Genomic DNA, 12,650 nt, shown 5'->3' with positions numbered 1-12,650 from the left:
ATCGGCATGCCCGCGCCTTCGATCGCGGTGTGCGATCCCCCACTTCGTTTTGGCGTTCGCGCGGCACCGGCGCTACCCTCGCCGATGCAGCCGAGCGCGGTGGGACATTGAGCGTCTCGCTCGCTTCGCCAGGCTGGCAGCGCGTGGAACGAGGAACAATCATTTTTTGTACCTCGGTCAATCGAGAGCGCCCACAATTTCCGGTATGCTTGGTCAGCAAAATATAATAAAATGCGTCGCCTGGAAAGCCGCCCGTTCCCTCCACTCACTGGTTGGGCCTTGGCTTTCCAAAGGCAAAATACGGGAGCGAAAATCACATGCGCAGCACCAATCTGTTCATCGTGCGGGGTTACGTCGGCGCCGACGCCAAAGGCTTCGATGGCGGGAAAGTCGCCAAGTTCAGCGTCGCGACAAATCGCGTCTGGAACGACCGGCAAACCGGCGAGAAGAAGGAAGCCACCGACTGGGTTGCGCTGACGATCCTGAACGAGAAGGTCGCCAAATGGGCTCTTGAGAACATCAGGAAGGGCGATCCGATCTACGCAGAATGCCGCGTCGCCGAGCGCAGCTATCAAAAGGAAGGCCAAACCGTTTACACGACCGACATCATCGCCAATGTCGTCGATCGGCTCGCGCCTTCGCAACAGCCCGACGACTCATAAGCCAAGATGCGGGCGCTATTCGCCGTCAGCCGATTTACGAGGCGTTGGGCGAAGACAGCACGCCGGAGCTAGCAATCATCGCGAAAGGCGCGCAAGTCCCTGGGTTCCGATTGGTGGTCGTTCCCGCGCATCCCAACCCCCAAGCAGCCATTGCAGCCCAAAAACCGGCTTCCGCTCCCTTGCGGCGGTTCCGGCGCTTCCTTCTCTTGCTTGCCGGCTCGTGGGCTCGCTGATCCGCAATCCTGGCTCGAGTCTGCGCTCGGCCGAATCCTTCCCCGATCAGTCCAGGCGGAAATACGGCGACGAACGGGCGGGCAGGGCAGGGGCTTTGCCAAGTGCCCAGCGCGACGGCCTTACAAGGCCCAAGAGCCGTGTGCTCATTGCGTAGCGCTCTCTACCCGACGCGCGCGCGACTGAGGCGGCGGCCAAACGTTATTGACCGGTAATGCGACCGCTCGGCCTTGACGCGTCATGCCACGATTTCGGGTTCATTCGTTGAAAAACGCGCGCCGCTCTCTCTCTCTCTCTCTCATGTCTCGGGGAGCGCCCCGTTGCTCATAATGGCCAGGTCTATCGGCGGCGAAGCCTGCTTCGGCGCCTGCGCCGAAGAATTTTCCCCTTGCCGCTGCGCGGCAATTCCTCGCGAAACAAAATTCATCGTCACGGTCGGCGCGCGGCGCTTCGCTTGCCCGCTCCGCGGCTCCGCAGGCTTCTCAGCCGCCGAATAACGACCGCCATCGCAACGGGGACGGCCCCAAACGATGGAGAGAAAAAATGGCGCATCTTTGTGAAATGAACCAGATCGGTCACGTCGCTTCGGTCAAAAGCGTCGGCAAGAACCTGATCGTCAGAATCGCTTCCAACGCTAACTACAAGAACGGCGAAGGCGCGTGGGTCGAGCGCACCCACTGGAATGAGCACATGATCTTCGAGCGCCAAGCCGGCTTGCTCAAATGGGCCAGCGACAGCCTCAAGCCCGGCGACCTGGTTCACGTCCGCTCCACCGCCTTCCAGACCGAATGGGAGAAGGACGGCGAAACCCGCTACGGCCAGACGTTCGCGGTCAACGAACTCACGCTCTTGACCGCCAAAGCGGACAAGAAGGGGAAGCAGGAGGAAGCCGCGAAGTCGCGAGGCGGACGCAGCCGCTGAGGCGGCTCCTCGAGGGGGCCTTTGGCGGCCCCCTCACTGCCGTCCCATGCCATGTGCACGATACTGCATCCAATCCGGCCTCACGTCGGCAGGCCGAGCGCCGCAGATCACACAACGCAGTCGCGCCCGAAGCGACGGGACTTCAATCGTCCCGGAAAGGCTCGATACATCGACTCGCGCGCTATGACCGCAGTAGCAGCTCGCTGCGATCGCCCTCACGCCGATCGCGCGCATGTCGTCCAGGGTCATGGGCGGGCCGAAGTAGCGTGATGACATGGACGCCCCAATACTCGATTCGCCTCGACCGCGCCGCTCGGCTGTTCTACCTTGACCTCATGTGCGGCCGTTTCACACAGCAGCTCTCTTGGGCGGAGATCCATCGGCTTGCCGATTTAATTGGGCAGCCGCGCAACCTCGCGCCTCGATTTAACATCGCGCCCACGACGCCGATCGAGGTCGTTCGGGCAGGGGAGGCCGGTAATGAACTTATACCGATGCGGTGGGGTCTCGTCCCCTCTTGGTGGAAAAAGTTGCTTGGTGAGCTTCCGTCGACGTTCAACGCGCGGGCCGAGACCGTCGCCGAAAAGCCGATGTTCCGGGCGGCGTTCAAGGCTCGCCGTTGCATCATCCCGGCTTCCGGCTTTTACGAGTGGACCGGCAAAGCGGGCGCCAAGACGCCGCACTATTTCTCGGCGCCGACCGGAGAGCCGCTCGCGCTCGCGGGGCTATGGGAGCGCTGGCGGGACCCGGAGAGCGACGCGAGCTTCGAGTCAGCGACGATAATCGTTGGCGCTGCGAGCAAATGGATGAGCAGGTTTCACGATCGAATGCCGATCATCCTCGAATGGAGCTCGGCGCGCGACTGGTTGCGCGGCGCCAATCCCGCAGCGTTCCTGCGCCCCGCGCCCGAAAACGCCTTGCAGGAATGGGTCGTGTCGAGCCGCGTCAACAAGTCAGGCTTCGGAGATGAAGATCAAACGCTTATTGACCCGGTAAACGGCGCTTGATGTTTCTGGCGAGCAGCGTAGCCTCCATGCATCGCGTCTCGCTCGGATAGGCTCATGCGCCAGGTTTTCATCACCAGGACCGGCGGCCCTGAGGTCCTTGAGCTGCGCGAGGCGCCTGACCCGCTCCCGATAAGCGGCGCGGTGCGCATTCGCGTGAAGGCCGCGGGGGTGAACTTCGCTGACATCATGGCGCGCAAAGGGCTCTATCCGGACGCGCCCAAGCTCCCTGCCGTCGTCGGCTATGAGGTTTCGGGCGTCGTGGACGCCGTCGGCCCCGGAACCTCGGAAGACTGGCTCGACAAGGAAGCAGTCGCGTTGACACGCTTTGGCGGCTACGCCGACACGGTCCTCGCGCCCGTGGATCAGGTCTTTGCGAAGCCTCCGCGCCTGACTCATGCGGAAAGCGCCGCGATTCCGGTAAATTATCTCACCGCCTGGCAGCTGATGGTCGTGATGGGGGCGGCGGCGGAAGGCGAGACCGTGCTGATCCACAACGCTGGCGGCGGCGTCGGACTCGCCGTGATCGACATCGGAAAGCGCCGCCGCGCGCGGCTGATTGGGACGGCGAGCGCGGGGAAACACGAATTCCTTAAGTCGCGCGGGCTCGATGCTGCGATTGACTATACGCAGACCGACTGGTTGCCTGAAGTCATGCGCCTGACGGAGGGGCGCGGCGTCGAGCTCATTCTCGATCCTTTGGGCGGGGGCCATTGGCGCAAGAGCTACAAAGCATTGCGAGCGACGGGACGCCTCGGCATGTTCGGAGCCTCGGACGCCGCCGCGTCGTGCCTTCCCTGGCCTCTTAATCTTCTTTCGGTCGCCGCGAGCATGCCGTGGTTCCACCCGCTATCGCTGATGAGCGCCAACAAGGCCGTATTTGGGGTGAACCTCGGCCATCTGTGGGAAGAAGGCGCCAAGGTGCGCGCCTGGGGCGACACGCTGCTCGCTGGCGTAGCGGAGGGGTGGATTCGCCCGCATGTCGACCGCATTTTCCCGCTCGACGCGGCCGGCGATGCGCACGCTTACATCGAGGCGCGGCGCAACAAGGGGAAAGTGGTGCTTGAGGCGTGAAGCTCACGTCCGAAACGGCAGGGCAGACGCCCGTTTCTGCAATGCCAGGCACCGCCGCCTGCGGACTCGCCCCCGAGTTAAAAAGAAACGGAGCGAAGTGCGGTCCATCGCCGGCAATGGTTTCCAAGCCGACCTTCCGTGACGGCAATGAAACAGTCGACCATAAGCGAGTTAACCACTCTCTTACCCCGAGAGCCATAGCGTCATCTTGCATCAATCAGGGAGTCATGCATGACCGAGACTGTGGGAATCGCGGGCGACCGCATCCGCTCATTCGTCGAGCGCATTGAGCATATCGAGGAAGAGATCAAGGCGCTGAACGAAGGGAAGAAGGAAATCTTCGCCGAAGCGAAAGGTGATGGTTTCGATGTCAAGGTGCTGAAGGAGATCATCCGTCTGCGCAAACAGGATAAGGATGAGCGCGACGAGCATGAGTCCCTGCTCGACCTGTACCTCAGAGCAATGGAAACGCCTGACGCCGAGCGAGCAAAGGCCGCTTGAGGGTTAAAGAGAAAGAGGGGGCGGTTGAGAAACTTGGCCCCCCTCACTCGACGAGCGGTTGACGTCTATCGACCCCGTAAACGGCACTTGACTTTTCTGGTGGGCGGCCTAGCCTCTATTGATTGCAACGCCTTGATTTGGTTACATAACCTCGATTATGCGAATCGCCCTTGTAGACCCCCATTAGAAAGGTCACCGCTCTCCCCGTTAGAGATGTCACTCATGCCGAGGCGCCCCGGATTGGTCAGAAAAGAGAGATGAAGGCTATGCCGACGGCCATGAACGCGGCCCCAACGACACGCCAGACATTCAGACTATGCGTCGGCATGTTCATCAAGCCGAAGTGATCGATCGCAAGCGAGGTCAACAGATTCGCCGTGATGATCAACCCATTGACCGGTCCAGCTCCGATCTTGTCAACGAAGGAGAGGCCGGCGAAGACCGCGACGGCGCCCGTCAGGCCGGCCAGCGGCGCCCACCATGGCATGGCGCTAATCCCTTCGATGGACGGCAACGGCCGCGGCGCCACGGCGAAAAGGGCCGCGAAGAAGAAAAAGTTCAACCCGAAAAGCACAGCCAGCGCGAGCCAGGGATTCGTGAGGGAAATTCTCAATTGCGCACTCATCACGGCGCCAAAGGCTTGTAATGCGCCAGCCACGATGATGAAGGGGGTGATCAAGATTGGGGTCATGAGATTGCTCCCGTTGTTTGCCGTGATGGGGTTACAGCCACCAAACTCCAAGCGCGATGGTCAGCAGCGTCAACGGCGCTCCGACTTTGAAGTAGGTCCAGAAGCCGAGGATCACACCTTCCACGCGTGCGCGCTGCGCTACGATGAGATTGGCGACGGATCCAACCAAAGTGAAATTGCCCGCGAGCGTCGAGGCCATGGCGACGACGAGCCAAGCCCGTTGCGGATCGGGCGAGTTGGCGACGAACGGCTTCAACACGAGAACCGCAGGCACGTTGCTGACGAGATTGGATAATCCAGCTGTTATGGCCGAAAGAATCGGGACGCTGGCCAAATCGAGGCGACTGACGGCGGTGACGGTTTCGGGCGTGAGCACCGCCGTCTCCAATCCGGTGACGACGATGAAGAGACCAACGAACATCAGAAGCAGCGGCCAATCGATCTCACGGTAGACTTTGTCGGCCTTGACGCTGCGCGTGAGCAGCAGAAAAGCGCCACCGACGATCGCTACTTTGGCGACCGGTTGACCGGCGAAGAACAGGATCATCATGACGATCGTCACGAGGACCGACTTGATGACCAGCGATCGGTGGTAGCGGAGCGGCTTGGTCGCGATCTGCGGAAGGCGTTCACTGGTTAGAAATTCACGCGGATAGACGAGGGCGATCAAACCCGCCGTGAGGATTATGCCGATGGCGGCGACCGGCCACAGGGTCGAAGCGAATGTTCCGTAGGAAATATGCGAGAAACTCGCGATGATCATGTTTTGCGGATTGCCGGTGATCGTGGCTGTGCTGCCGATGTTGGATGCCAGCGGAATCGCCAAGAGATAGGGAATGGGATCGCGTTTCAGTCTTTTGACGAGCTCGAGCACGAGCGGAGTCATGACGAGGCAAATGGTGTCGTTGACGAGGAAGGCGGAGAAGACGCCCGAGATCGCGACGATCGCCATGAGCAGGATTAGCGGATGGCGGGCCCGCGCCACGACAAAATTATTCACCAGCCGGAAGAAGCCGGAAAGGCGCAGATTGGCGACGACGATCATCATGCCGAGCAAAAGGGTGATGGCGTCGAAATCGATCGCGCGATAGGCTTGTTCCAGTGAGACGACGTTCAGCCCCACCATCAGGCTGGCGCCTACCAGCGCCGCGCCGGCGCGGTCCAGTTGGTAGCCGGGCAATTTGCCGATCGCGATAACGAGATAGGTCGCGACGAAGACGACGACGGCGGCGAGCGCCGCACCGTTGTCCCGCGTCATCTCCCGTTGGAGAACGCGAAGGTCGACGCTCCGCATGACATTGGCGACTGGCGCGATGAATATGCCGATAAGGATCAGCGCCCCTGCCAACGCGACCGCGCCCATCGCGACGATCAGAGTCGCTGCGAGCGCCGTTCCAAGTCTTCCCCGCAAAGATGGATTGGCATCTTCTTGGCGCGGAGCCCGCGCTTTGATTGAGGTTCGATTTTGCAGCGCGTCTGGCGTCATGATCCTGTCTTTTCTCGATTTGCTCGCCCGCCGGTTTCCGGGACAGCGAACCAGAACAGCAGGAGCGCGAGCGTCGCCGCCCCGGCGAGAAACAGGAACGCGGCGTTAAAACCTGCTTTGTCGACGATGAAGCCCGCGACCGAATTGCTGAGCGCGGCTCCAAGACCCCAGGCCGCGCCAGAGGCGCCGAGCGCTAGATTGTAATGGCCGGTTCCCTTGGTCAGATCGGCGACAACGAGCGGAAAAAGCGCGCCGAACAGACCCGCGCCAACGCCGTCGAGCAACTGAATTGAAACGAGATAAGAGGGATCGTCCGCGAGCGTATAAAGGACACCGCGGATCGGCAAAGCGGCGAAGCCAAGAAGAAAGAGCGGCTTGCGGCCAATGGCGTCGCTCTTGGCGCCGACCAGAATCGCCATTGGAACCATAACGATTTGCGCTGCGATGATGCAGGCGGCGATGAACAAGGATCCTGAGTCCCTGTGTCCTAGGCTCAAACGCTCGCCAACGAGCGGAAGCATGGCGGCGTTGGCGAAATGGAACAAAGTGATCGCCGCCGTAAAGATCAGCAGCGGTTTGCACTCGAAAATGACGCGCAGGCCGCTGGGACGCTTTCCGATCTCCTCGCCGCTACGGTTGTCATCCAGGCCGCGCGCCAACGCATGATCAATCTCATGCGGTTCGATAAGGAGCGCGGCGCCAGCGCTCAGCGCCGCGAACAGCGCCACGAGCCACAATACGGCGGCGGGCGCGATCAGATAGCCGGCAAGCCCTGCCCCGATCGCCGTGAAGGCGTTGCCGGCATGATTGAAGGCTTCGTTGCGGCCGACGCGTCCAGTGAAAGCCTGTCTGCCGACCAGCCCGAGGCTGATCGCCGCGAGAGCAGGAGGGAACACCGCGTCGCAGGCGCCGATCAACGCCTGCGCCGCCGCCGCTGGCCAGAACGAGGGGAAAAGGCTGAGGACGATCGCGCCAGCTCCCACGATTCCCGTTGCGGCGACAATCAGCGCACGTTTGCGGAACGTCCAGTCGATGAGCGCTCCCGCGGGAGCGCGCATCGCCACGGTCGCGATTCCCGCGACGGTCATGACGATGCCGACATGCGTCGCGTCCCATCCCTGGTTCGACCATAGGTAGATCGCGAGAAAGGGCCCTACTCCTCCCTGCACGTCCGCGAGCAGGAAGTTGAGCCAGTCAAGCGCCGTCCGGCTGCGGCTTGGGCCCGTGGCCGTCGTTTGAACAGCGGATATTTCGGTCGAGCGCGCGGGCTGCGGACGCTTCGCGTCACGGTGAAAGATTACAGACGGTTCATGCTCGCTGCCGATGACGTCGTGTCGAAATGGTTTCATCGCGGTACGCCAATGTTCGCTTGAGCCCTCTGCCCTTACTTCTGGAGGCTCTGGGATCAGCTGAGCACAGTGCGTGCCACGGATACAAAGCTGATTTTAAATGATATTCTTTGCCATTCGTCAGCGCGGCTTGTCGGGTTTGGCGACGGCGCCTGTCTGATATTCGGACGCTTCACCGATGTCGATGCCGAACTTCTGCGCCTTGGAGTAGAGCAACTGGCGATGAATGCCGAGGCGACGCGCGGCTTCGGTTCGGTTGCCGTCGGCTTCCTGAAGCGCTCTGGTGATCATGTATCGCTCCAACCGAGAGATCGCTGTCGGTAGATCGCCCTGCGCAAAGTCCAGCGCGCCGGAATGGGCGCTCGACTTGGTGGCGAGGAAGTCGAAGTCAGACGAAGCGATCGCGTCGCCGCGGCAGAGAATCGCAACGCGTTCGACCGCGTTCTTGAGTTCGCGGATGTTGCCGGGCCAAGAGTAAGCCAGGAGGCGCGCTGCGGCGTCAGAGGCCAATCGCTTTGGCGGCGCGGTCGCCTGCCGCAGGAAGTGCTCGGCAAGTGGCAAAATGTCGGCGAGCCGTTCGCGCAACGGCGGGAGATGGATCGGCACAACGTTCAGACGATAAAACAGGTCTTCGCGGAAGCGTCCGGTCTGGACAGCTGTCGGGAGATCCTTGTTCGTCGCGGCGAGGACGCGCACGTCGACGCGAACCGCGCGGCCGCCGACAGGCGTGACGATTCGTTCCTGAAGCGCCCTCAGAATTTTCGCCTGCACGGCGATGTCCATGTCGCCGATTTCGTCGAGGAACAACGTGCCCTTGTCCGCGTCGCGGAAAGCGCCGCGGCGCTCGGCGATTGCGCCGGTGAAGGCGCCACGCGCATGGCCGAACAGCTCGCTCTCGAGCAGCTCCGCCGGGATCGCGGCGCAGTTCACGGCGATGAAGGGGCCAGCGCTGCGCCGTCCATGGCGATGGACGGCGCGGGCGACAATCTCCTTTCCGGTTCCTGTTTCGCCAGTGATGAGCACCGTGGCATCGCTATCGGCGACGAGACCGATCGTCTTCTCGACACTGCGCATGGCGGCGCTCGGCCCAATCAGTTCGTCGTCGCCGGCCGCCAAGGGTGCGGGGACATGGTCGCTCGAGGCGCGCGTCGCGAGCATGCGCGAGATGAGCGAGAAAAGGTCGTCGCGCCCAATGGGTTTGGTCAAGTGGTCGAATGCGCCGAGACGCATCGCCTCGATCGTATTGGCCGAGGTGGCGTAGGCGGTCAGAATCGCGACTGGTGGGGTCTCGACGCGATCGGCGCGTAAGCGTCGAAGCACTTCGAGACCATCCATGCCCGGCATGCGGAGGTCGAGCAGGACGGCGTCAATTCGCTCGCGTGTCGAGATATCGAGGCCGAGGCGCCCACTGGCGGCCTCGATCGCGCGGTGTCCGAACTCCCTCAGCGTCTCGGCGAGACTTTCCCGTAGCGCCTGGTCGTCTTCTATGATCAGGACGTTCGCCATGGCAGCTCCACAATGAAAGTCGTTCCGTCCCGGCGGTGAATAACGCGCGCGGCGCCGCCGTGCGCCTCCGCAACCTCCCGTACGATGGCGAGCCCCAGACCCGTGCCCTCCGCGCGGCCCGTCGTAAACGGCTCGAACATATGATCTCGCAGCACTTCGGGCACACCACGGCCGCTGTCGGCCACTGAAAAAACCAGCTGATCCTCAGTCCGTTCCGCGTGGAGGAGCACATGGCCTCCGGTCGGGCTGTTCTGGATCGCATTGAGGATGAGGTTGTCGATTGCTTGAGCCATGCGCTTGGGGTCGAATACCGCTCCGGTCTCGCAGCTTCTGGTTTCGAGCGCGACGCCATGTGCAGCCGCCTGCTCGCTGAACAGATCCGCACGCCCCGTGAGGAAGGCGGAAATATCCGTCACCAGCATCGGCTGTGGCGGCGCTTGTTGGATCGAGCTCAAGAGGTTCTGCAACAGCGCCTCCAATCGCCCGATTTGTTCGACGATCGCCTCCAATGCTCGATCTTTGCGAGCGAGATCAGGGCCGGCAGCGACGGCGTTTTCAGCTTTGAGCCGCATTGCGGCGATTGGATTGCGAATCTCATGAGCGACGCCCGCCACGACCCGCCCAAGCGTTGCAAGACGTTTGGCTTCAGCCATTTGCTGCGTCAGCGCTTTGGCGGTCGATCTTGCCTCTGACAGGCGAGCCCCAGCGCGATTGATCGCCTCGACGATGCGGTCGAGGTCGCGTTGGCCGGTGGCTTCGAGCGTGGGGAGCTCATCCGCGCTGGAGGCGAGGGCCTTTTCGAGACTGCGCAAGCGGCGCGACCAACCAAGCAACACATGACCGAGCCCCGCGGCGGAGCCGAGCAGGACGGCCAAGAGTATGCCGAGCCCGGTCATCGCCTGGCCGTACGCCCGCCCTCCGACCGTCGCGACACGCGTCATTGTCCAGGCTGAGAGATTTGAAGTAGCTCCCGGTAAGGGGCAGCCGCGCAGCAGCAGCGTCTGAGCGCGTCCATCCTGACGATGATCGTAAGGCGCTCTGTGGAGCGCAGCGAATTCGGAGGCTTCTCGAATGCTCGCCTGTTCCGCTTGCGGCACGTCAGTTTTTTCGCCCGTCCCCTCATAGGTAGGGAAGGCGTAAGCAACCGAACCCTGATCCATTTTCCAGACGCCACCTTCTACGCCGTCAAGGTCGCGTAGCGCCATCTTGACGACAACGGCTAGGTCCTTCTCAAGCGCCGGAGTCGCGACATCGGGCGCCCGAGATGGATCGGCGATGAGGGAGCTATATCCAGCGGCGATGGCGTCGCAGCCATATGCCACTGCGGCGGATGCGCGACGCAGCTGGTCGGTAGTAGATTGGCGATACAGCGACCACAGGAGCCCGCCGACCAAAATTGAGGCTAAAAGAAACGCCGCCCAGCAAACGACAAACCACCCCACGATCGAACGCGGCAAGCCTTTTTGCACAAGGGCTGTGATTTGAGAGCGCATCTTTTCATCCCGGCAAGCGCATCACTCCCCGCCCATTTTTGAACGGTCTTTTTACGCGAGGCTCATACCAGTAGCCAACATAAGCGACCGCCGCGGAAGTGAAGAGCGCAATCGCCGCCGCCATCAACCTCCGCTGTTCGCGGACAGCCGGGTCACGGGCGCTGCGCCAATTCGCTCAATTCGACAATCCGCCGGACCCGCCGAATTGATATTGTCTTGTCGCCCCTCGGGCAGATCAAACTGCGCTTGTCGCTCCCTTTCCCGGATCGAGATCGGTTGCGACGCTTTCGTGGCGCTCCGCGCGAGCAGACGCAAACGCGACCAACACGCGGGTTGCGACGGACGCCACGGCGAAAAAGAGTGCTAACCAGAGAATAGTCTGTTCGTTGCGCGCGACGACGCTTGTCCTTTCGGCAAGCAAATCTGTTTCAACCGAGCTCATTTGGGCCGCCAGGAAGCGAATGCGGTCCATCGATTCCTTGCCTGCGGCTTTCACAACGGCTGCGCGCGCCGCCTCGAAGCCCGACTCGCTCCGCAGCAGGATCGTTGCGCTAAGCTCATCGAGCTTTTTGCTTACGACGATTTCGAGGGCATCCAAGCGAACGAGTTGCTCGGAACGATCCAGGACGAGGCTCCGAACTTCTCGCAACGAATTGGGGATCGTTTGTAAGGCGTGTTCATACGGAGCGAGATATGTTTCCTCACCCGTAATGATGAAGCCGCGCTGCCCAGTCTCGGCGTCTTGGATGTCGCTGAGGGCGCGTTCGATTGCGGAAATGACCTTGTGGGTATGGACCACAAGGTCTCGATTGTCTTTAAGGGCCGTGTTGTAGCGATACGAGAGGTAGCCGCCCAGCGTCACGACAAGCGCGAGCGGTAGGACCGCCAGCATCACCCGTTTCAAGACCGCTTTGCCGATTTGCGTCCACATCTGGGCGCTCCGCGGTTTTAATGACGAGATAAAGAAGGCGCCGACTTGCCGGCGCCTTCAGGGCTAACTGCAATCAGCGACCGGGCGCCGTCGCGCCGCCCGAGGCCGGATTGATTGCTTGTGCGTCGACGACCCGGCCATAGGCGGTGCTGAGCACCCAGCCTTGCACCGTGATTATTTGGCCCGGCGTCAGCAGGCTAGCGTATTGATAGGCTGTCGGCGGCGGAAGACGAACGATGACGCCGTCATCGAGAGCCGCCCCATTGAGGTCGCCAGCTGGACCGTAAAGGGACGCTTGAACCTTGCCGGTCAGCGTAGTCTGCTGAGCGCCGGGGCTCGCAACGCCGGGAGGCGGGGGTGGCACGAGGCCAGGAGTGGGCGGCCCGCGATCAACCACCGACTGGTTGGTCGCAGTGTCCGTAACTGCGACAGCGACAATGAGTGGCGCCGCCGCGGAGCGATAGCCTCGCACCGAGACCGCGTCGCCGGGCCGAACCGCGGCAGCGAGTTGGGCGGAGAGATGGGGCGGCAGATGCACCTGGGTGCCGTCCGCGAGCAAGAAACCATCGAGTTCGCCTCGCGGCGCCAAAGTGAAACGCTGCACCGTGCCTCGGGTCTCCGGCAGCTGTTGCAGATCGGAGACCGGACCCGCCGGACGCGGCGGAATAGCCGGCGTGACGGCGCCGGGCGGTCCTGAAGGCTGGGGCGGCGCCGGTTGAGCGGCAGCGAGATTGGCGCTGGTGACGCCCACCAGAGCCGTTCCGCTGACGAGAATAAAACGCAGAGTTTTATTCATGGCAG

General features: G+C 62.1%; 12 protein-coding genes. 5 read left to right on the top strand and 7 right to left on the bottom strand.

Annotated elements, in window-relative coordinates:
- The first annotated feature begins 317 nt into the window (after positions 1–317).
- From OGR47_RS21615 to OGR47_RS21595, 5 genes are all read left to right on the top strand, one after another.
- The gene (locus tag OGR47_RS21615) at positions 318–662 is read left to right on the top strand and encodes a single-stranded DNA-binding protein (protein WP_165050471.1); all 345 of its coding nucleotides are present in this window, start codon (positions 318–320) and stop codon (positions 660–662) included.
- A 774-nt stretch (positions 663–1,436) separates the two neighbouring features.
- Entirely contained in the window at positions 1,437–1,814 is a 378-nt protein-coding gene (locus OGR47_RS21610) for a single-stranded DNA-binding protein (RefSeq protein WP_165050474.1), read from the top strand.
- 269 nt (positions 1,815–2,083) lie between these two features.
- Positions 2,084–2,821 carry an SOS response-associated peptidase gene (locus OGR47_RS21605; RefSeq protein ID WP_246729616.1) on the top strand — a complete coding sequence of 246 codons (738 nt, stop codon included), beginning with the start codon at positions 2,084–2,086 and terminating at the stop codon, positions 2,819–2,821.
- Between the two features lie 54 nt (positions 2,822–2,875).
- Positions 2,876–3,892, top strand: a complete 1,017-nt coding sequence (locus OGR47_RS21600; RefSeq protein WP_165050476.1) for a zinc-binding dehydrogenase — start codon at positions 2,876–2,878, stop codon at positions 3,890–3,892.
- 231 nt (positions 3,893–4,123) lie between these two features.
- On the top strand, positions 4,124–4,393 hold the full coding sequence (locus OGR47_RS21595) for a DUF2312 domain-containing protein (protein WP_165050478.1): 270 nt from the start codon (positions 4,124–4,126) through the stop codon (positions 4,391–4,393).
- A gap of 244 nt (positions 4,394–4,637) precedes the next feature.
- Here the strand turns inward: OGR47_RS21595 and OGR47_RS21590 are convergent, their stop codons facing one another.
- From OGR47_RS21590 to OGR47_RS21560, 7 genes are all read right to left on the bottom strand, one after another.
- Positions 4,638–5,084: a DMT family transporter gene (locus OGR47_RS21590; protein ID WP_165050481.1), complete on the bottom strand. Its 447-nt coding sequence runs from the start codon at positions 5,082–5,084 to the stop codon at positions 4,638–4,640.
- Positions 5,085–5,115: 31 nt separating this feature from the next.
- Positions 5,116–6,342 carry an anion transporter gene (locus OGR47_RS21585; protein ID WP_206527421.1) on the bottom strand — a complete coding sequence of 409 codons (1,227 nt, stop codon included), beginning with the start codon at positions 6,340–6,342 and terminating at the stop codon, positions 5,116–5,118.
- Positions 6,343–6,566: 224 nt separating this feature from the next.
- Positions 6,567–7,919, bottom strand: a complete 1,353-nt coding sequence (locus OGR47_RS21580) for an MFS transporter (RefSeq protein ID WP_165050484.1) — start codon at positions 7,917–7,919, stop codon at positions 6,567–6,569.
- Between the two features lie 120 nt (positions 7,920–8,039).
- Positions 8,040–9,425 (bottom strand): sigma-54-dependent transcriptional regulator, encoded by a 1,386-nt coding sequence (locus OGR47_RS21575; RefSeq protein ID WP_165050486.1) that lies wholly within the window; start codon positions 9,423–9,425, stop codon positions 8,040–8,042.
- The gene (locus OGR47_RS21570) at positions 9,410–10,918 is read right to left on the bottom strand and encodes a sensor histidine kinase (RefSeq protein WP_165050488.1); all 1,509 of its coding nucleotides are present in this window, start codon (positions 10,916–10,918) and stop codon (positions 9,410–9,412) included. Before OGR47_RS21570 ends, OGR47_RS21575 begins: the two co-directional genes overlap by 16 nt.
- A gap of 235 nt (positions 10,919–11,153) precedes the next feature.
- Positions 11,154–11,849, bottom strand: a complete 696-nt coding sequence (locus OGR47_RS21565; protein WP_267270108.1) for a CHASE3 domain-containing protein — start codon at positions 11,847–11,849, stop codon at positions 11,154–11,156.
- Between the two features lie 73 nt (positions 11,850–11,922).
- Complete coding sequence (locus tag OGR47_RS21560; RefSeq protein ID WP_165050492.1) at positions 11,923–12,645, bottom strand: hypothetical protein; 723 nt, start codon at positions 12,643–12,645, stop codon at positions 11,923–11,925.
- Positions 12,646–12,650: the final 5 nt, after the last annotated feature.

Origin of the sequence: Methylocystis sp. MJC1, from assembly GCF_026427715.1 — a bacterium.
In the GTDB taxonomy this organism is placed as follows: Bacteria; Pseudomonadota; Alphaproteobacteria; order Rhizobiales; family Beijerinckiaceae; genus Methylocystis.
Note: the sequence above shows the minus strand (reverse complement) of the source record. Positions and strands in the feature narration are given on the sequence as shown.

What these genes read in the sequence shown, in the direction of transcription:
- OGR47_RS21615 (WP_165050471.1), top strand. Translation starts at nt 318, where the DNA reads ATGCGCAGCACCAATCTGTTCATCGTGCGGGGTTACGTCGGCGCCGAC.
- OGR47_RS21610 (WP_165050474.1), top strand. Translation starts at nt 1,437, where the DNA reads ATGGCGCATCTTTGTGAAATGAACCAGATCGGTCACGTCGCTTCGGTC.
- OGR47_RS21605 (WP_246729616.1), top strand. Translation starts at nt 2,084, where the DNA reads ATGACATGGACGCCCCAATACTCGATTCGCCTCGACCGCGCCGCTCGG.
- OGR47_RS21600 (WP_165050476.1), top strand. Translation starts at nt 2,876, where the DNA reads ATGCGCCAGGTTTTCATCACCAGGACCGGCGGCCCTGAGGTCCTTGAG.
- OGR47_RS21595 (WP_165050478.1), top strand. Translation starts at nt 4,124, where the DNA reads ATGACCGAGACTGTGGGAATCGCGGGCGACCGCATCCGCTCATTCGTC.
- OGR47_RS21590 (WP_165050481.1), bottom strand. Translation starts at nt 5,084, where the DNA reads ATGACCCCAATCTTGATCACCCCCTTCATCATCGTGGCTGGCGCATTA.
- OGR47_RS21585 (WP_206527421.1), bottom strand. Translation starts at nt 6,342, where the DNA reads ATGACGCGGGACAACGGTGCGGCGCTCGCCGCCGTCGTCGTCTTCGTC.
- OGR47_RS21580 (WP_165050484.1), bottom strand. Translation starts at nt 7,919, where the DNA reads ATGAAACCATTTCGACACGACGTCATCGGCAGCGAGCATGAACCGTCT.
- OGR47_RS21575 (WP_165050486.1), bottom strand. Translation starts at nt 9,425, where the DNA reads ATGGCGAACGTCCTGATCATAGAAGACGACCAGGCGCTACGGGAAAGT.
- OGR47_RS21570 (WP_165050488.1), bottom strand. Translation starts at nt 10,918, where the DNA reads ATGCGCTCTCAAATCACAGCCCTTGTGCAAAAAGGCTTGCCGCGTTCG.
- OGR47_RS21565 (WP_267270108.1), bottom strand. Translation starts at nt 11,849, where the DNA reads ATGTGGACGCAAATCGGCAAAGCGGTCTTGAAACGGGTGATGCTGGCG.
- OGR47_RS21560 (WP_165050492.1), bottom strand. Translation starts at nt 12,645, where the DNA reads ATGAATAAAACTCTGCGTTTTATTCTCGTCAGCGGAACGGCTCTGGTG.